This window comes from Streptomyces sp. RerS4, assembly GCF_023515955.1.
Classification (GTDB): Bacteria; Actinomycetota; Actinomycetes; order Streptomycetales; family Streptomycetaceae; genus Streptomyces.
Genome location: NZ_CP097322.1, coordinates 6,865,562 through 6,882,285 on the forward strand (window position 1 = coordinate 6,865,562; position 16,724 = coordinate 6,882,285).

General features: G+C 73.3%; 18 protein-coding genes. 11 read left to right on the forward strand and 7 right to left on the reverse strand.

Annotation, left to right across the window (positions count from 1 at the left end; all coding sequences use genetic code 11):
* Positions 1 to 180: 180 nt before the first annotated feature.
* The 3 genes from M4D82_RS30755 to M4D82_RS30765 are packed head-to-tail and all read left to right on the forward strand — an operon-like array spanning position 181 to position 2,727.
* The gene (locus M4D82_RS30755) at positions 181 to 1,962 is read left to right on the forward strand and encodes a S8 family serine peptidase (protein WP_249770564.1); all 1,782 of its coding nucleotides are present in this window, start codon (positions 181 to 183) and stop codon (positions 1,960 to 1,962) included.
* A gap of 9 nt (positions 1,963 to 1,971) precedes the next feature.
* Positions 1,972 to 2,250 (forward strand): hypothetical protein, encoded by a 279-nt coding sequence (locus M4D82_RS30760; RefSeq protein WP_249770566.1) that lies wholly within the window; start codon positions 1,972 to 1,974, stop codon positions 2,248 to 2,250.
* Between the two features lie 45 nt (positions 2,251 to 2,295).
* Positions 2,296 to 2,727 carry a VOC family protein gene (locus M4D82_RS30765; RefSeq protein ID WP_249770568.1) on the forward strand — a complete coding sequence of 144 codons (432 nt, stop codon included), beginning with the start codon at positions 2,296 to 2,298 and terminating at the stop codon, positions 2,725 to 2,727.
* Positions 2,728 to 2,768: 41 nt separating this feature from the next.
* Here the strand turns inward: M4D82_RS30765 and M4D82_RS30770 are convergent, their stop codons facing one another.
* Complete coding sequence (locus M4D82_RS30770) at positions 2,769 to 3,881, reverse strand: mechanosensitive ion channel family protein (RefSeq protein ID WP_249770570.1); 1,113 nt, start codon at positions 3,879 to 3,881, stop codon at positions 2,769 to 2,771.
* 505 nt (positions 3,882 to 4,386) lie between these two features.
* On the opposite strand from M4D82_RS30770, the gene M4D82_RS30775 reads away from it, so the two are divergent.
* Both M4D82_RS30775 and M4D82_RS30780 read left to right on the forward strand, forming a co-directional pair.
* Positions 4,387 to 4,746, forward strand: a complete 360-nt coding sequence (locus tag M4D82_RS30775; RefSeq protein WP_249770572.1) for a hypothetical protein — start codon at positions 4,387 to 4,389, stop codon at positions 4,744 to 4,746.
* Positions 4,747 to 4,914: 168 nt separating this feature from the next.
* The gene (locus M4D82_RS30780; RefSeq protein ID WP_249770574.1) at positions 4,915 to 5,502 is read left to right on the forward strand and encodes a hypothetical protein; all 588 of its coding nucleotides are present in this window, start codon (positions 4,915 to 4,917) and stop codon (positions 5,500 to 5,502) included.
* Between the two features lie 156 nt (positions 5,503 to 5,658).
* Here the strand turns inward: M4D82_RS30780 and M4D82_RS30785 are convergent, their stop codons facing one another.
* The 6 genes from M4D82_RS30785 to M4D82_RS30810 form a co-directional block, all read right to left on the reverse strand.
* Positions 5,659 to 6,099: a hypothetical protein gene (locus tag M4D82_RS30785; protein ID WP_249772318.1), complete on the reverse strand. Its 441-nt coding sequence runs from the start codon at positions 6,097 to 6,099 to the stop codon at positions 5,659 to 5,661.
* Between the two features lie 497 nt (positions 6,100 to 6,596).
* Positions 6,597 to 8,057: an NAD(P)/FAD-dependent oxidoreductase gene (locus M4D82_RS30790; RefSeq protein ID WP_249770576.1), complete on the reverse strand. Its 1,461-nt coding sequence runs from the start codon at positions 8,055 to 8,057 to the stop codon at positions 6,597 to 6,599.
* On the reverse strand, positions 8,054 to 9,292 hold the full coding sequence (locus tag M4D82_RS30795; protein ID WP_249770578.1) for an MAB_1171c family putative transporter: 1,239 nt from the start codon (positions 9,290 to 9,292) through the stop codon (positions 8,054 to 8,056). The genes M4D82_RS30790 and M4D82_RS30795 overlap by 4 nt, the downstream gene beginning before the upstream one ends.
* Positions 9,289 to 10,470, reverse strand: coding sequence for an MAB_1171c family putative transporter (locus M4D82_RS30800; protein WP_249770580.1), 1,182 nt, complete (start codon positions 10,468 to 10,470; stop codon positions 9,289 to 9,291). The genes M4D82_RS30795 and M4D82_RS30800 overlap by 4 nt, the downstream gene beginning before the upstream one ends.
* Positions 10,471 to 10,482: 12 nt before the next feature.
* Complete coding sequence (locus M4D82_RS30805) at positions 10,483 to 11,058, reverse strand: toxin-antitoxin system, toxin component (protein ID WP_249770582.1); 576 nt, start codon at positions 11,056 to 11,058, stop codon at positions 10,483 to 10,485.
* Between the two features lie 248 nt (positions 11,059 to 11,306).
* A complete protein-coding gene (locus tag M4D82_RS30810) occupies positions 11,307 to 12,512 on the reverse strand; it encodes an amidase (RefSeq protein WP_249770584.1) in 1,206 nt (401 codons plus the stop codon).
* 109 nt (positions 12,513 to 12,621) lie between these two features.
* Here M4D82_RS30810 and M4D82_RS30815 point away from each other — a divergent pair, with 109 nt between their 5' ends.
* From M4D82_RS30815 to M4D82_RS30840, 6 genes are all read left to right on the forward strand, one after another.
* Complete coding sequence (locus M4D82_RS30815) at positions 12,622 to 12,984, forward strand: 5-carboxymethyl-2-hydroxymuconate Delta-isomerase (RefSeq protein ID WP_249770586.1); 363 nt, start codon at positions 12,622 to 12,624, stop codon at positions 12,982 to 12,984.
* A gap of 71 nt (positions 12,985 to 13,055) precedes the next feature.
* On the forward strand, positions 13,056 to 13,946 hold the full coding sequence (locus tag M4D82_RS30820) for a hypothetical protein (RefSeq protein ID WP_249770588.1): 891 nt from the start codon (positions 13,056 to 13,058) through the stop codon (positions 13,944 to 13,946).
* A 99-nt stretch (positions 13,947 to 14,045) separates the two neighbouring features.
* Entirely contained in the window at positions 14,046 to 14,297 is a 252-nt protein-coding gene (locus tag M4D82_RS30825) for a hypothetical protein (RefSeq protein ID WP_249770590.1), read from the forward strand.
* Positions 14,294 to 14,851, forward strand: a complete 558-nt coding sequence (locus M4D82_RS30830) for an RNA polymerase sigma factor (protein ID WP_249770592.1) — start codon at positions 14,294 to 14,296, stop codon at positions 14,849 to 14,851. Before M4D82_RS30825 ends, M4D82_RS30830 begins: the two co-directional genes overlap by 4 nt.
* Positions 14,844 to 15,527 carry a hypothetical protein gene (locus tag M4D82_RS30835; protein ID WP_249770594.1) on the forward strand — a complete coding sequence of 228 codons (684 nt, stop codon included), beginning with the start codon at positions 14,844 to 14,846 and terminating at the stop codon, positions 15,525 to 15,527. Before M4D82_RS30830 ends, M4D82_RS30835 begins: the two co-directional genes overlap by 8 nt.
* 21 nt (positions 15,528 to 15,548) lie before the next feature.
* Positions 15,549 to 16,724, forward strand: a complete 1,176-nt coding sequence (locus tag M4D82_RS30840; RefSeq protein ID WP_249770596.1) for a UDP-N-acetylglucosamine--N-acetylmuramyl-(pentapeptide) pyrophosphoryl-undecaprenol N-acetylglucosamine transferase — start codon at positions 15,549 to 15,551, stop codon at positions 16,722 to 16,724.

Below are 16,724 nucleotides of genomic sequence, written 5' to 3' on the forward strand. Positions count from 1 at the left end.
GCCGGTCCGCGCCGCCTGGCACCGTACCCCGCCGGGGAGCGGACGGCGCGCGGGCATGGCGCGTACGGGCCGCGCGCGCTCCACCGACCGCGTCGCCGGCGTCGTCACATCGTGTGACGTTCGCATCGCGGGGGCCTGTCGGCGCCGGCCCACCGCGTGCCGGGTCCAACCCTGGTGGCCATGGACTTCAAGAAGCTGGCACCCCCGTTGGCGGCGGTCTACGAGCGCTACGAGCAGCAGGGCCGCAGGCGCTCCCCCCTCGCCCGCAACGCCCGCACCCTGGGCCTCGTCTCGGTGCGCGAGCGGGCCAAGCCGCTGCGCGTCGTGGTGTCCCTCATCTGCGATCCCGACGTCGCCCTCGACGAGGGACTCGCCGACTACGGCCTCGGCGACGACCTCGTGGTCAACGCCGGCGGCCGGGCCGTCCGTACCGCCATCGTCTCCCTCGACGCACTCGAAGCGCTCGCCTCGCACCCCGCCGTCCGGCGCATCGTGCCCTCCACCCGACTGCGGCCCTGCCTGAACCGGGCCCTGGAGAAGGTCCACGTACAGCAGTTCCGCACGCGTACCGGCGCGAGCGGCGAGGGCGTCGTCATCGGCGTCGTGGACACCGGCATCGACCCCGACCATCCGGCGTTCGCCGGCCGGATCGAGCGGATCTGGGACCAGACGATCCTCGGGGGGAACGGGGTGCCGGAGGGCCGGTACGGCGCCGAGTTCCGCCTGTCGCAGACGGGGGCCGGGACCCCGGGGACGCTGTCCCGGGACGTCGAAGGGCACGGCACCCACGTGGCCGGCATCGCCGCCGGATCGAACGGGGTCGCCCCCGGGGCCCGCCTCGTGATCGTCAAGACCGACTTCCAGGACGCCCACATCATCGACGGCGTGCAGTACGTCTTCCGGGTGGCCCGCGACCTCGGGCTGCCGGCCGTCGTCAACCTGAGTCTCGGCGGGCACTCCGACGCGCACGACGGCAGCGACGCCATGTCCCGGGCGATCGAGGAGGAATCGGGTCCGGGCCGGATCGTGTGCTGCGCCGCCGGCAACGAGGGCGACGACGACATCCACGCCCGCATCCAGGTCCCCGAAGGCGCGGTGCGCGCCGTCCCCTGCCACCCGGGCATGCGCGCCGGCAGGCCGGACGTCTTCGCGATCAACGGCTGGTACGGGGGCGGCGACCGCTTCGAGATCGCGATGGCCACACCGTCGGGCATCACGACCCCGTTCCAGCCGGTCCACACCTCGGGCAACACGGCGGCGGAATTCGACCTGTCCGAGGGCCTCGTCCAGATCGTCACGCCCGGCCCCAGCCCGGACAACGGGGACGTCAACTTCTTCGTGCAGGTCGACCCGGCGCCCCCCGGCCCGGGTGCGCCGCGCGCCTCCTGGAGGCTGTTGGTGCGCGGGGGATCCGTCACCGACGGAACGGTCGACATGTGGATGCTCGGCGACCCCGAAGCCCGGCCACAGCCGCAGTTCAGCGGACCGAACGTGCACGACGCGCTGAAGATCGGCTCGCCCGGCGCCGCCGCCGCGGCGGTCACGGTCGCCGCCTCCACCACCCGCACGGAGTGGAAGGACATCGACGGGATCGCGGCGGAGGCCCCCTGGCTGGAGCTCGGGGACATCGCCTCCTTCAGCAGCGAGGGGCCGCTGCGCGACGGGACGCGCAAACCCGACATCACCGCGCCCGGCGCCATCATCATCTCCGCGCTGTCGCGCGACGCCCGAGACCTGCCCCGGAAGCTCATCACGGGCCCGCGCGAGGTCGGCATGCAGGGCACCAGCATGGCGTGCCCGTTCATCGCGGGGATCGCGGCGCTGGTGCTTCAGCGGGACGCGACCTGTGACCCCGACGGCTTCAAGGAGCTGCTGAAGTCCAACGCCAGTGTCCCCGGCAGCGGTTCGGGAACGTTCCACCCGAAGTGGGGCCACGGGCTCCTCGACGCGACCGACCTCTAGCCTCGGTCGATGGACTACCAGAAGGTCGACCCCGCCCTCGGCATCGCCATGGACGCCGAGGGCCGTGACCCGAGCGCCCGCGACCTCACGGTGCTCGTCCGGCTCACCGAGCCGCCGTCACCGGACCAGCTGGAGCAACTCAGACGGGCCGGGGTGGAGAGCGCGAGCGGCCCCGATGTGGCGCGTACGGTCCTCACGGGCACCCTTTCGCGAGAGGATGTGGAGACGCTCGCGGACCAACCCTGGGTCCGCTCCCTCTCCCTGTCCGCCACCCGCCGCCCGACGTGAACTCGCCGCCCGACGCAAAGCCGCCCCACGGAGGTCGCCCCGCCCATGAACTGGACGCTCGAAGTCGTCCCGGTCCCCGTCACCGACATGGACCGGGCGAAGGAGTTCTACGCCGACCGGCTCGGCTTCGCGGTCGACGTGGACGACGAGGTCGCGCCCGGGATGCGCGTCATCCAGCTCACCCCGCCCGGCTCGCGCTGCTCGATCGCCCTGCTGCGGGGCATGCCGCCGGCGCCCGGGACCAAGACGATGGCCCCCGGCACCCTGCACGGCATCCAGCTGTGCGTCACCGACATCGAGACGGCCCGCGCCCGACTGCTGGAGCGCGGCGTCGAGGTCTCGCCGGTCCGGCACGTCGGGGCGACGGGCTGGGAGGAGGGCAAGGGCGAGACCTGGAACTCGTTCCTGTCCTTCGAGGACCCCGACGGCAACGGCTGGGTGGTCCAGGAGGCGCCCGCCGAGCTGTCACAGCGCTGAACGGGGCCCCGTACGACCGCCGCCGTCGCCGCGCGGGTCGGTCAGCGACCGCTGTCCGCCAGGAGCGGCGGCGGGGCGTCCCGCTGGTGGGGGAGCGCGGTGGGCGCCGGCTCGCTCGCCGGCTCGCCGTCCTGGCGAAGGGAGACCGTACGGGTCGGGGCGGGGATCGAGATGCCCTCGGCCCGGAAGCGCCGGTGCAGCCGCTTGATGAACTCGTGCTTGATGCGGTACTGGTCGCTGAACTCGCCGACGCCCAGGATCACCGTGAAGTTGATCCGGGAGTCCGCGAACGTGTGGAACCGGACGGCCGCCTCGTGGTCGGGGACCGCGCCCGCGATGTCGACCATCACCCCGTCGACCACGTCCAGCGTCACCCGCTCGACGTGCTCCAGGTCGCTGTCGTAGCCGACCCCGACCTGGACCAGGATGGACAGCTGCTGCTCCGGCTGCGTGTAGTTGGTCATGTTCGTCTTCGCCAACCGGCCGTTGGGGATGATGACCAGGTTGTTCGACAGGTCGCGCACCACGGTGTTGCGCCAGTTGATGTCGACGACGTAGCCGTCCTCGCCGCTGCTCAGCCGGATGTAGTCGCCCGGCTGCACGGTCTTCGAGGCGAGGATGTGGACGCCCGCGAACAGGTTCGCGAGGGTGTCCTGGAGCGCCAGCGCCACCGCGAGACCGCCCACCCCGAGGGCGGTGACCAGCGGCGCGATGGACACCCCGAGGGTCTCCAGCGCCACCAGGACGCCCATCGTGAGGACCACGACGCGGGTGATGTTCACGAAGATGCTGGCCGAACCGGCCACGCCGGTCCGGGAAGCCGCCACCGACTGGACGAGTCCGGCGATGACGCGGGCCGCCGTCAGCGTCGCGATGACGATCAGCAGCGCGGTCAGCGTCTGGTTCAACAGCCCCGAGAGCCGCGCGGTGAGCGGCAGCACCGAACCGGCCACCGCCGCGCCGGTGACGACGGCCGCCCAGGGCGCGAGGGTGCGCAGCGCGTCGACGATGACGTCGTCCCCGCTCCAGCGCGTCCGACTCGCGTGCTTGCCGAGCCACTTGAGCAGGACCCGCAGCAACAGGGCGGCCACACCGCCCGCGGCCAGGGCGATGGCGGCCACGATCCAGTCGTGGAGGAGGGGGTCGCGGGTCAACGGACAGCCTCCGATCGGCGGCGCGGGGCCGAGATCGGCGCCGGGATCGGGGCCGGGGCCGCGGCGAGGGGTGCCGCCGCCGGGCGCCGTATGTGTGGTGTCGTCACCTTGTCACCTGTCAGGTCGTGTTGCGAGGTGTACTCGTTCGAGCGCCTGTACGCATCCGGAACGGAGCCATCCTCTCCCATCGGAGCGCGCACCCCGCACCGGGGCGGGCCTGACACCACGTCAACGAAGTCACCGGACCCTCGGACCGGCCGGCACCGCGCCTCGACGCCCGCCGCCCCGCCGAGCGGATAGCCGGCCACGCGCCCTCCCCGCGCCCACCCGGCACCGGCTCCCTCGCCGTCGCCCGGTCCGACACGGCCGACGCCCCGCATCCACCGCGGCGAGGCCCTCGCCCCGCGCCGGTTCATCCGACCGGCCGCGCCCCGGATGCCGGGCGCACACCCCGGATGCAGGCTGTGCCCAGGACAGCCGTCACCACACAGACGAGGACCCTGCCATGACGACCCACCGCCGGCGCATCGGCGTCATCACCGGGGCCGCCGCACTGCTGCTCACCGTCACCGCCTGCTCGGATTTCGGCCGGAGCACCGTCGGCATGCTGACCTTCCGCGCGCACGACTCGCCGGTCGAGGTGACATACGCCAACAGCTCGGTGAAGGGCTGCCACCCCATCGGCCTCCCGAAGGGCGCGGCCCACGTGGAGAACAACACCCTCGTCGACATCGTCCTGTACCACTCGCCCGACTGCGCGAAGGAGGAGGAAGACCGCCCCGACGGCACCTACGTGGCCACGACCCTCTCGAACGTGACGGCCCCCGACAGCCGGCCCTGGCGCAGCTTCCGCGTCATCCACTGACTCCGCCCTCCGCCCCTCCGCGAGCAGCCGGGTCAGTCAAAGGGCTGGTGTGACCGGTCCTCGGGGTATTCGGGCTGGTCACGGGCGTGAGTCCGCGCGGTAGATCGTCCGTCTGGTTTCGGCGGAGGCGGCCACGGGGCGATCAGCGCGTTTCGGTACGGTTCCTTCATGGAAGATCAGCGTCATCAGGATGGGGCCAGTGGCCGGCTGGGCAGCGAGCAGGCCGCTGTGCCTGACTCCACCATGGTCGAGCGGACCGCGCCGGAGATGACCGTGTTTGCGTGCGCTGCCTGCGGCGCTGCGCTGACGAGGCCGCTGAAGCGTCTGCCGGCGGTGCCCGAGGCTCCCGACTACGCCTGGTGGGAGGCGGAGGAAATGGGGCCTTCGCCGGCCACTGTGCCGTCCGGCTGCTACGCGATCGAGACGGAACCGTACGGCCCGCCTCTCGTCGTTGCCGAGGCACCCGGCCCGGTGATGCCACGGCACGGAATTCGCTACAACATCGACGGGCAACCACTGGTCTCGCAGGGGCCGCGAGGCAATGTCGTCATGAACCCGGATGACTGCCGCGGTTTGATGACGCGGCACGCCTCCGCCGCATGCTGCGGGGCGACTCCCGACGGGGGACTGAACCAGGTCTGCGCCTGCGGAACACTGGTCGCGACCCTCTGCTCTGACTGCTGCCTGCCATACGAGCTGCACCTCTCACCCGACCACGTCCGGGCCTTGTCATCCCCTCACCCGGCTCCGACCTGACTGAGTGAGCCCGCGCGCCGCCAGAACCGCATCTCGCCTACGAGCCGTCCGTCAGAAGATCATCGGTCAGCGGTTGACTTCGAGGTTCGTCAGCACGAGCAGGGCGTACAGGAGGTGGGCGGCACGGGCGGGGTCGGTGCGGAGTCGGTGTCTGGCTCAGGCAGGTGGTCGGAAGCCGACCTGCCAGTGCCACATGCCACCCCGGCAGCTCAGGACCGTGCCACCGTCCCTCACATGCAGGACGTCCTCGTTTTCGTCCCAGACCATGCGCAGCAGCTCGTCCTGGGAATCCCCCTGCAGCACCCGCTTCCACAGCGGGCCCATCGGGGCCCCGAGGGTCTCCATGCCGAGGGACCGCACGTCCTTAAGGATCAGGAGCACAGGCCCGATTCGCCGGTACGGCATCGCTTCGGACTCCACGTACGCATCGGAGAAAGCCAGCTCGATGTGCAGGGACCCGTCCAACGGCATCACCGACGTGCGGTACCCCTCGGATTCGACGTCCATCTCGCCGATGCCGGGGATCTCCCAGCCGGTGATCTCCCGGAGGAACGGCTCGGACTCTGCCCCCAGAACCGGGGTGCAGCCTTCCCACATAGCCAACCTTTCGTTTTTACTTTGACAGACGATCAAACCAGCCCTTTGACCTGCGTCTTCAAGTTGGCGGAGGCTCAGTGCACGTCGAACTCGTAACCGTGCCCCGCGTCCGTCGGGCAGGCGAAGACGCGGAAGTCGCCGAACCGGCCCACCGTGATGCCCGTGGTGGAATCGCTCGCCACCGTGAACGAACTTCTGCGGATGGTTCAGGTGCCAGGTGGGCCGGCCGCCGAACTTGCAGCCCGTCATGGGCACCATCGCGACGGGCGGCAACCCGGTGGGCTCCCTTTCGTCCGGCACGGAGCAGTGCGGCCACGGCGCACCGGCGGGCCACAGCAACGGCCCGCCGACGGAACTCTCGTGGCGACCCGGCGCCCCGTCCGCACCCGGCGTCGGACGGAGCACGACGGCGGGCCGGGCGTAGGGCGCGAGACCGGGCACGGAGGCGACTATCGCCTCGGCCGTCGGCCGGTTCGAGGAGGGTTGCATGGCCGGACCTAACCCCGCCCGAGCCGCGTGCCGCCTCCTGCCCGCGTCCGTCCACCGAGCCGTACGAGGGCCCGTTCTCGGTCCGACAGGGGCGGGCCCTCCAGTGGCGGCAGGAGGGGGCCGCGCGCGGCGCTCAGCAGGACGCGGGGCCTGACCAGGGTGGTCAGCGGAGCCTGGAGGGAGGTCACGGCCGTCAGGTCCCGCACCATCGTGAAGTTGCCGCAGCTCGTACGCACCAGCCGGTCCACGTACCCGGCCAGGGCCCGGTCGCGGCGGCTCGGCCCGCCGCCCCGCACCCCCGGGAAGAACACGTCCTGCCCCACCGCCAGATCCCAGGCGGCGGAGACCGGCCGGGCCACGGCCCGTTGGACCCGCCGGGCCAGCCGCGGCGCCTCCACCCCGTCGGACCGTGCCAGGTCGCGCAGGATGAGCGCCGACTGCGCGGCGGCCGACATGCCGTGCCCGTACAGCGGGTTGAACGCGGCGAGCGCGTCCCCGAGGACGACGAATCGTTCGGGCCAGCGGCGCACCTGCTCGAAGGAGCGCCGCGTGTTGCGGGTGCTGCGGCTGATCGCCACCTCCGTGAGCGGTTCGAGGTGGGAGATGATCTCGCCGACGATCGGGTGGCGCAGCCCGCGCGCGAAGGGCTCGAAGTCCGCCGCGTTCCCCGTCGGTTCGCCCCCTCGACTGCCCACCGTCGTGACGATCCACCGCCCTCCCTCGACCGGCAGGATGCTCGCGCCCCGCCCTGGGCGACCGGTCCGCGGCAGCGGGTGCACGGTGACGATCGGGAAGCCCTCGGCCCCCTCGGGCGCGCGGAAGACCCGCGTCGCGTACACCAGGCCGAGGTCCAGGCTCCGTTCGGGCGCGGCGGTGACCCCCAGCTCCCGCAGGTACGCCGGTGCCCGGGAACCCCGGCCGCTCGCGTCGACGACGAAGTCGGCCTCCAGGACCTCCTGGCGACCGTCGGCCCCCCGCACCCGCACCCCCGTCACCCGGGACGCGCCGCCGGTGAGGCCCTCCACCCGCGTCCGCCCGAGGATCCGTACACCCGGCCGGGCCGTGAGCGCCTCGCGCACCACCGAGTCCAGGAGCGCGCGGGTGCACGCGATCACGAAGTGGGTCTCGGCCCGGCCCCAACGCCGGAACCAGCCCTGCGCGCTGAACCCGACCATGCCCGTGGGGATCGGGACGCGGTGCGCGCCCGCCGCCAGCCACCGGGCGGTGATCCCGGGCAGCAGCTCCTCGGCCGCCCGCACCCCGCCGCTCCAGAACATGTGCGCGTGATCGCCCTGGGGTAGCCCCCTGCGGGCCGCCGCGCCCTCGGGCAGCTCGTCGCCGTCGACCACGAGGACCTCGTCCACCACGTCGCGCAGCGCGGCGGCGGCCAGGGTTCCGGCCAGGCTCCCGCCGATGACGACGGCCCTGCGCCGCACGGCCGCGGGGCAGGTGTTCCGGGGGGCGTTCATGTGGCTGCTCTCTGGTGGGCCGCCGGGGGGCGGGGTGTGCCGACGGCATCGGTGGCGACGGCCGTGTCGGCGGGCCGCGCGTCGAGCACGGTCAGGACGCGCAGCGCGTCGGACAGCCGCACGAGCCTGTCGTCGTCGCCTTCGAGCATGGTCTCGAACCCGTCCGTCTCGTGATCGACCGGCGACGGGCGCAGCGTGCGGTACGCCGCCGTCACCAGGGCGACGTACCGCGCCGAGCCCGGCGCGAGCCTTCCGGCGGCGGGCGCGGGGAAGTCGGTGTGCGCCGGGGAGTCGGTGTGCGCGGGGGAGTCGGCGTGCCGCCCACCGGGCTCCAGATACGGGGTCAGCAGCCGCAGCCCGTCGCGGATGTCGCAGGTCCGGCGCAGGTGCCGCTTGCCGAGCGAGGACCACCAGGGCAGGCGTACCTGCTCGTACGGGGTCACCGCGCGCGTGATCCGCCACAGCGGGCCGAGCCGCTTGTACTGCGACCAGCTCCGCCACTGCCGGGCCAGGGCGTGCCCGACGGACGGCAGCGCCAGCCCCACGCACTGGAACAGGGAGGCCACCGAGGCGACCACCGGCGCCACCGTCGTACTCATCGCGTCCCAGTCGTGACCCGTCCACCGCGCGCCGACGGCCAACAGCTTGCACGTGTCATAAACGAGCGCGACGACCGACCCGTACACGATGACGAGCAGGCCGACCCGCAACAGCCCCGTCACCTCGCGGGCCCAGCGCCGGCACAGCGAGGCCAGGATCCCGCTCGCCAACGCGTGGGCCAGTATGTAGAGCACGATCATCGGGCCGATGTACGGGGTGGTGGCGTAGTAGGTGTCGAAGTCCCGTAGTCGTTCGTCGGGCGTGTCCCCGAGCGCGAACAGCGTGAACATCGCCGCGATCAGGGCCCCGTAGGCGCCGACGCACCAGCGGGTGGCGGTGCGGCGGCGCTCCTCCGGGCCTCCGCGCCAGGTGATCGCCAGGTTGACCAGGGCGGCGCTGAGGGCGGTGACGATGCCGTACACCAGCGGGGCCGAGAAGTTCGGCACGCCCGTCAGCTCGTTCACCCGCGCGACCGTCGGCGGCGCCGCGAAGAAGAACACGGCGGCGGCCAGCGGCAACAGGACGGACACCGACCGCACCAGCGGGTCGCGCCAGGCCCGCAGGACTCCCGGCCCGCGCAGCGCGAAGCCGGCGAACAGCAGCGCGACGAGGACGTAGTAGTACCAGTTGTTCATGAGGTGCCCCCTGAGGCTCGGACACCACGCGGCCCGGCTCCGTTGCCGGCGGGGGTGTGTGACAGTGACTGCGAGATCCGGACGAGGTCTCCGTACTCGCCCGTCCCCTCCTGGAGCCCGCGCGAGGACGTGATCACCCGACGCTCGGGGTCCGCGCGCAACGCGGCCACCGCGGCCAGGAACATCGCGGCGTCGGCGTCGGCCGCGGCCTCGGCCGGGTCCGTGCCGCACGCCCTGGCCTCTTCGAACACGCGGGCGCGCAGGGCGAGGTCGAAGTAGGGGTTCAGGGTCAACAGACCGTCGCGGATCGCGGACTCTCGCTGGAGCCGGCGTACGCCCAGCGGACACAGCAACGCCATCCGGACCGTCGTGCCGCGCGGCGCGAGGCTCCCCACCAGCCGGGACAGCGGGCCGAGCCGCCGGTAGCGGGTCCAGTTCCGCCACGGCCCGCGCAGGCGCTGCACGGTCAGCGGGATGGCGAAGCCGCAGGCGACCAGCGGAGCCGCCGCCGCGCTCAGCGCACGGGCGACGTCGGTACTGAGCGCGTCCCAGTCGAGGCCGGCCCACCGGGCGCCGACGGCCGCGAACTTGCACATGTCATAGCACAGGGTGAGTGCGAATCCGGTCATCATGAGGGCCAGTCCCGTACGGAGCTCTCCCGTGACGTGCGGCAGCCAGCGCCAACAAAGAGACGACATGACCAGGGCCGCCGCCGTGTGGGCCAGCAGGTAGAGAACGATCATCTCACGGATGTAAGGGGTGGTCGCGTAGTAGGTGTCCAGGTCACGCAGCCGCTCGACCGGCGCGTCCCCGAGCGCGAACAGCGTGAACAGGGCCACGCTCAGGGCCGCGTAGACGGCGAGGCAGGCGTGGCTGGCCCGCCGGATGCGCTCGGGCGAGCCGCCGCGCCAGTTGATGATCAGGACGATGCCGGAGCCGGAGCAGGCCATCACCCACGTGTAGACGAAGGGGGCCGCGAGGTTCGGGACGCCGGTGACCTCGTTGACCTTCGCGATCATCGGGATGGTGCCGAAGAAGAACACCCCGGTGGTGGAGACGAGGAAGGCCGTCACCGCCCGCAGCAGCGGATCGCGGGGACTGCGCAGCAGGCTGGGCAGCCGCATCAGGCTCGCCACCGCGCCCAGCAACGCCGGGATCAGGAAACCGGGATCCGACACCACCGGCCGGCCTCAGCCCCGGGCGCCCGGATGGCCGAGGGCGGCGCCGATCCGGCCGGACGTCGTATCCCGGTCGAAGCGCTCGGGGCCGGGGTCGGCGAGCAGGTGCTGCACGGCGTGCGCCAGCTCCAGCCCGTACTGCTCCGCCGCCTGCTCCTCCCGCTGTTGGCGGCGCGCCCGCGATCCGTCGCGCTCCATCAGCGCGGGGGTCTGGCGACCGGCCACGGACAACACCGAGGCGACGACGCCCCGCAGGTCGGCGTCGTGGTCGAGCAGCCGGGCGGCCACGGAGCCCTCGTCGAGGTGCTGGTGACAGTGCCCCAGCTCCAGGTGGCGCAGCTCGTGGCCGGTGATGATGACCTGATGGTCGGGGGCGGTCTTCTTCTCCACGATGACCAGGTCCCGCTCGCCGAGGTCGAGGGCGAGCCCGCTGGCGGTACCCGGGGGGAAGGACGTCGTACGGAACTCGATGTGCCGCCCGCGACGCCGTCCCATGGCCTCGCAGAGCGCGCGACACACGGTCTCGCCGGACGCGGGCGGGTTCAGGTGCCCGACCGCCTCCACCAGGGCGCCGACGGACTGTCGCATCTCCCTCTGCCTGAACACACCGATCATCGCTGTCCCCCATGCCTTCGTGCCTGGTGCTGCTGTGCCTGGTGCCGCCGTGCCTTGTTCCCGCTTCGACTCAACGTCGCCCGTCGCCCGTCGCCCGTCGCGCGGTACGGGGTCCCGCTCGGGGCGGGCCCCGGCCGCCCCGATACGTCCCTGTCCGCCCGCCCGACGGCATACCCGACCGACTTTGCCACGCGGTCGGCCGCGACACCGCACGTCCCCGGTCAACCTGACGCTGTCCTGGCGGGAAACGTACGCTGCGTCCCGACCGGGCCGGCGGCGGCCGTGGCCACGGCCAGCAGGTCCCGCTCCCGCCCCGGAGGGGCGACCAGGTGCAGCCCGACCGGTTCCCCGGCCGGCGTGAACCCGGCGGGGAGGCTGATCGCGGGGTGCCCGCTGATGTTGAACGCCCAGGTGAGGGCCACGCTCATGACCTCCCCGGGCCCCTCGTGCCCGTGCGGCGGGTTGGGTGTGGTCGGCGTGGCCAGCAGCTCGGCCCGGGTGAACACCGCGTCCAGCTCCGCCCGAAGCGCGGCCCGGCACCGTGACGCCTCGGGGCCCGCGCCCCCTTTCCCCGCCCGGCGCAGGTCCTGCCACGCCCGCGTGGGATCGGTGAGCCGTACGGGGAACTCCCGCAGGGCCACGGCTCCGGAGGCGGCGAGGGCCTCCAGGAAGGCGTGGGCCGTCGTCGCGACGGCGTCGTCCGTCGTGGTGAGCCCCAGCGTCGCCGACCAGACGGCTCTGAGCGGCCGTACGGGCGGCCGGGGCGCGGGCCCCGGCGGTGTCCCGGTCAGCACGTCCAGGTAGCGGGCCGCGTCGCAGGCGTGCCGGGCGAGGGGCCCGGCGACGTTCAGACCGGCCCCGTCCCGCGACGGCACCCGGCCGTTGGTCGGCTTGAGGCCGATGACCCCGCACCAGGCGGCGGGGATGCGTACCGACCCGGCGCCGTCGCTGCCGGTGGCCAGCGTCACCATCCCGGCCGCCACGGCGGCGGCCGAGCCGGCGGAGGAACCGCCCGGACTGCGCAGCGGATCGTACGGGTTGAGGGTCGGTCCGCGTTCCGTGGACCCCCAGGTCTGCCAGCGGGTGCCCCGGCCGGGGGTGGCGGTCGCGCCGACCGGCACGCAGCCGGCCTCCAGCAGCAGGGCCGTCTGCCGCGACGTCAGCCCCTCGGTGTCCTTGACCGCGAGCGGCACCCCGGCCAGCGGCAGCCGCTCCCCGGCCCGGATCCGCCGGGCGACGTCGGCCGCCCGCTCGGCCGCCACCCGGGGCCACACGGCGGTGAACGCCCGCACGTCGGGGTCGCGTACGGCGATCCGGGCCAAGGCCTCCTCGGCCGGTCCGTGCGCCGGCACCCGGCCCGCGTCGACGGCGGCGGCCACCGCGCAGGCGCAGGGGTCCGCTCCGGAACCCCACGACGGGACACTCATCGGGGCCACCTCCTCATCCGTCACCGCTCGCTTCGATGATCGCACCCTGCCGTGGGTGGGGGGGGGATGGCTGTGGAGAAACGTTCCCGCATAGCCTCGGAGCCCCGCCATGCCGCAGATCACCGTCGACTACTCGACCTCCCTGGCGGAGGCGTTCGACCGTCGGGCCTTCGCCGCCGCTCTGCACCGGCTCACCGCCGAAGCCGTCGACACCCCGCTCGACACCTGCAAAACGCGCTTTCGCCGCATCGCGCGGGAGGAGACGTACGTGGCGGACGGCGCGCCCGAACACGCCGTGGTCCACGTGGACGTGGCCCTGCTGCCCGGCCGCACCCCGGAGGTCAAGGCTCGCCTGAGCGAAGCGGTGCTGGAACTGCTGCGCGCCCACACGGCCTCCGCCGGACTCACCGTCCACGCGTCGGTGGACGTACCCGACCTGGGAGCGGCGTACCGCAAGCACGTCGGGGTCTGAGCCCGGCCCCATTCCGGAACCGTGTCCTCCCCACCGGAAGGTTCCCCGGTGGCGCTGCATAGGCTGTGGTCATGAGCACGCCACCGCCGCCCCCGGGACCCGCCGGCCCGTACGGATCGCCCCAGCCGCCGCAATACCCCCAGCCGTACGGGGCGCAGCCGTACGCCGGCCCCCAGCCGCCCTACGCCGCCGCACCGCCCCACCCCGGCCGGCCGTACCCGCAGCAGCAGCCGTACCCGGGCCACGGCCAGTGGGGGCAGCCACCCATGGGGCAGCCGCCGATGGGGCAGCCGCCCATGGGGCCGCCGCCGCGCGGGAACCGTACCGGCCTGGTGGTCGGGATCGTCGTGGGGCTGGTCGTCGTACTCGGCGTCGTCGGCTTCCTGGTGATCCGACTGGCCGCCGCCGGCTCGACGGTGAGCGGCGCGGGCTTCCCCGCGGCCACGCACCGCCTGACGGTGCCGCAGACGCTGCTGGACGGGAAGTTCCAGCTAGTCGAGGACCTCTCGCAGACCCAGGGCGCGGCCGCCCTGAAGGGCACCTACGACCCGAAGGTCCGCAACCCGAAGCCGGCCGTGGGCCAGTACACTTCCGGTCCGCCCACGGAGGCGAGCGCCCTCGTCATCTCGGGGATGTACGGCCAGTTCAAGGACCCCGCGTCGGCCCGCAGGAAGATGGCGGCGGGCGCCACGGACGCCGACGGCGCCACCCTCGCCGTCCCCGCCCGGGACGTCACCCCGCCCGGCTCCGACATCACCCTGACCTGCCAGGTGCTGACCTCGAAGCAGAACGGCATCACCGCCACCCTGCCCATGTGCGCCTGGGCCGACGGCAACACGGCGGCTTCGGTGGCGGTCGTCACCCCCGAGACCACCCTCCAGCCCCCCGCCTCCGTCAACCTCGTCAAAATTGCCGAAACCACCCTCAAGGTCCGCACCGAAACCCGCCAACCCCTGGGCTGACGGACCAAGGCCGGACCGGGGCGATGTCACACTTCGCCCGCCGGCGCGCTCTGAACGGCAGACGCGGGCAGAACGCCCCGCCGACCGAAGGGAGCGGCCATGGACCCGGCAACACCGATGACGGCCGCGATCGTGGCCGTCATCGCCTGTGCGTCGCGCCTCGTCCACCTCTGGATCACCGCCCGCGCGGACATACGCCGCGCGGCGGTGAACCAGCGCGGCCTGTCGGACCGGATCCGGTCCCTGCCACCGGGGAGCCGCTTGACGGAGAGGACGCGGGACCGCCAGGTCGAGGTGCTCGTCGGCGGCGACGCCCCGCGCGAACCCGACGGGGGAGGGCGGACGACATGACCGAACTTCCCACCACGGCCGGGCGCGTGGGAGCGCGACCGGAGTGGCACATCCCGTCGCCCACCCAGTGCCCCGACTTCGAGGCCTTCTACCGCCACGAGATGCCCCGGGTGACGGTGTTCCTGATGCACGTGGGCGCCACGGCGTACGAGGCCGCGGACGCCGCGCACGAGGCGTTCTGCGCCGTCCTGCCGGACAAATGGGCCACGCTGGAGTTCCCCAAGGCCTACCTCCGCCGGACGGCGTACCGCTTCTACCTGCGCCAGACCGCGAGCCGGACCACGCCCTGGGATCCGGTCCCCGACCGGCCCGGCGGGACCTGCCCGCTCGCCACCGTCCTCGTGACCGAGGAACAACGCCGGATCATGGACGCCCTCGCCCTGCTGCCTCCCGCCGAACGCGAGACGATGGCCTGGTCGCTCGACGGCTTCAACCACGAGGAGATCGCCGTCCACCTCGGAAAGTCCCCCGCGGCCGTCCGCAAGGGCTACCAACGCGCCCGCGAGCGTCTGCTGTCGATCCTCGGCATCGAGAGGGAGGACGGCCATGGGTGAGCACACCCCGCCCGAGACGGGACCCGACGCCGAGACCACGCTCGACCACCTGCTGAACGGCCACCACCGCGACCTGCTGCGCGGCGTCGAGGGCGCTCTCGCGACCGACGTCGGCCTGCGCAACCTCGCGGCCCGCGCCGCACGCGCCGCCGGCGGGCAGCCGGAGGGGCCGGCGCTCGCCGTGCCGTTCCCCGCCGACCTGGCGGTACCGGTCCACCCGCCCGGCTACGCGCCCGAGCCGAGCCGGGGCGAGGCGGTACGGAACATCCTGCGCGACATCGACAACGAGCGGCGGTTCCTGGAGGCCTTCGCGCCCCGAGCCCGCGGGCACGCGGCGACCCTGGCCCGGCTCGCGGACGCCCCGGCGGACGTGAAGACCCTGGGCCGGGCGATCGGCGACGCCCGCCAGGCGTTGGAGCACGTCACGTCCGGGCTGCTCGCCAACACCCTGGGCGCGGCCGACGCGGCGGCCCTCTTCGACCGGAGCCTCACCGCCCTGCGCGAGCAATTGGTGCTGTGGCGTACCTTCGTCGCCGCACCCGACCGCGAGGCGCTCGCCCGGAGCCGCTCGTACCTCCACCTCCGCAGGGGTCTGACCTTCCGGATCGAGGGGATGAGCGTCCTGCGGACGGCGGTGCTCCGCCTCTTCGAACACTCCGCCGTCCACCCCCGATAGAGCCCCAGTAGAGTTGGCCCAATGAACGCATCCTCCCTCTCTCGTCCCTTCCGACTGCTCGTGACCGGTGGTGGGACCGGCGGTCACACCTACCCCGCCCTGACGGCGATCCGCACGCTGCGCGGGCGCCTCGCGGCCGAGGGCGGCACCCTCGACGTGCTGTGGATCGGGACCCAGGACGGTCTGGAGGCGCGGGTCGCCCCGGCGGAGGGCATCGCGTTCAAGACGGTCGCCACCGGGAAGATCCGCCGATCGGCGAACCCGCTGAAGATGCTGTCGGCGGCGAACGTCAAGGACATGGCGCGGGTGCCGCTGGGCGTGGCCCAGGCCCGTGCGATCGTGTCCGAGTTCCATCCGGACGTGGTCCTGGCGACGGGCGGCTACGTGGCCGTGCCCGCCGGACTGGCCGCCCGGCTGTGCCGGCGCCCGCTCGTCCTGCACGAGCAGACGGTCCGGCTGGGCCTGGCCAACCGGAAGCTGGCGAGCTCGGCGACCCGCATCGCGGTCTCCTCGGAGTCCTCGCTCCCGCTGCTGCCCGCCGACGTACGCGACCGCGCGGTCGTCACCGGCAACCCGGTCCGGCCGGAGGTCCTGACCGGACACCCCGACAAGGCGGTGCACGCCCTGAACCTGACGGGCTTCGACCGTCGCCTGCCGACGATCTACGTCACCGGCGGGGCCCAGGGCGCGCAGCAGATCAACGGGGTGGTGCGCGAGGTGCTGCCGTGGCTGCTGAGCCACGCGAACGTGATCCACCAGTGCGGTCCGGCCAACGTCGACGAACTCCGGGCCGCCGCCGCGGGTCTCGACCCGGTGCTCGCGGGCCGCTACCACCTGACCGGCTTCGTCGGCGCCGAACTGCCGGACGTGCTGGCCCTCGCGGACGTGGTGATCTCCCGGTCCGGGGCGGGAACCCTCGCCGAGCTGACCGCACTCGGCAAGCCCGCCGTGTTCGTCCCCCTGGCCACCTCGGCCGGCAACGAGCAGGCACACAACGCCCGACACCTCGCCGACGCGGGCGCCGCCGTGGCCCTGCTCGGCGACGTCACCGGCCACACCCTCGCGGAGGCCGTCGGCCCCCTCCTCACCGACCCCGCCGGCCGCATCGCCATGGCGGACCGAGCCCGCGCGTACGGCATGCCGGACGCCGCCGACCGACTCGTGGACGTCCTCCTCTCGGCCGCCGCATCCGACTGA

Excerpts from the sequence above, each read along its gene's own strand:
- M4D82_RS30840 (WP_249770596.1), top strand. The coding sequence starts at position 15,549 with ATGAACGCATCCTCCCTCTCTCGTCCCTTCCGACTGCTCGTGACCGGT.
- M4D82_RS30780 (WP_249770574.1), top strand. The coding sequence starts at position 4,915 with ATGGAAGATCAGCGTCATCAGGATGGGGCCAGTGGCCGGCTGGGCAGC.
- M4D82_RS30835 (WP_249770594.1), top strand. The coding sequence starts at position 14,844 with ATGGGTGAGCACACCCCGCCCGAGACGGGACCCGACGCCGAGACCACG.
- M4D82_RS30755 (WP_249770564.1), top strand. The coding sequence starts at position 181 with ATGGACTTCAAGAAGCTGGCACCCCCGTTGGCGGCGGTCTACGAGCGC.
- M4D82_RS30765 (WP_249770568.1), top strand. The coding sequence starts at position 2,296 with ATGAACTGGACGCTCGAAGTCGTCCCGGTCCCCGTCACCGACATGGAC.
- M4D82_RS30785 (WP_249772318.1), bottom strand. The coding sequence starts at position 6,099 with ATGTGGGAAGGCTGCACCCCGGTTCTGGGGGCAGAGTCCGAGCCGTTC.
- M4D82_RS30795 (WP_249770578.1), bottom strand. The coding sequence starts at position 9,292 with ATGAACAACTGGTACTACTACGTCCTCGTCGCGCTGCTGTTCGCCGGC.
- M4D82_RS30790 (WP_249770576.1), bottom strand. The coding sequence starts at position 8,057 with ATGAACGCCCCCCGGAACACCTGCCCCGCGGCCGTGCGGCGCAGGGCC.
- M4D82_RS30775 (WP_249770572.1), top strand. The coding sequence starts at position 4,387 with ATGACGACCCACCGCCGGCGCATCGGCGTCATCACCGGGGCCGCCGCA.
- M4D82_RS30820 (WP_249770588.1), top strand. The coding sequence starts at position 13,056 with ATGAGCACGCCACCGCCGCCCCCGGGACCCGCCGGCCCGTACGGATCG.
- M4D82_RS30815 (WP_249770586.1), top strand. The coding sequence starts at position 12,622 with ATGCCGCAGATCACCGTCGACTACTCGACCTCCCTGGCGGAGGCGTTC.
- M4D82_RS30825 (WP_249770590.1), top strand. The coding sequence starts at position 14,046 with ATGGACCCGGCAACACCGATGACGGCCGCGATCGTGGCCGTCATCGCC.
- M4D82_RS30760 (WP_249770566.1), top strand. The coding sequence starts at position 1,972 with ATGGACTACCAGAAGGTCGACCCCGCCCTCGGCATCGCCATGGACGCC.
- M4D82_RS30805 (WP_249770582.1), bottom strand. The coding sequence starts at position 11,058 with ATGCGACAGTCCGTCGGCGCCCTGGTGGAGGCGGTCGGGCACCTGAAC.
- M4D82_RS30810 (WP_249770584.1), bottom strand. The coding sequence starts at position 12,512 with ATGAGTGTCCCGTCGTGGGGTTCCGGAGCGGACCCCTGCGCCTGCGCG.
- M4D82_RS30830 (WP_249770592.1), top strand. The coding sequence starts at position 14,294 with ATGACCGAACTTCCCACCACGGCCGGGCGCGTGGGAGCGCGACCGGAG.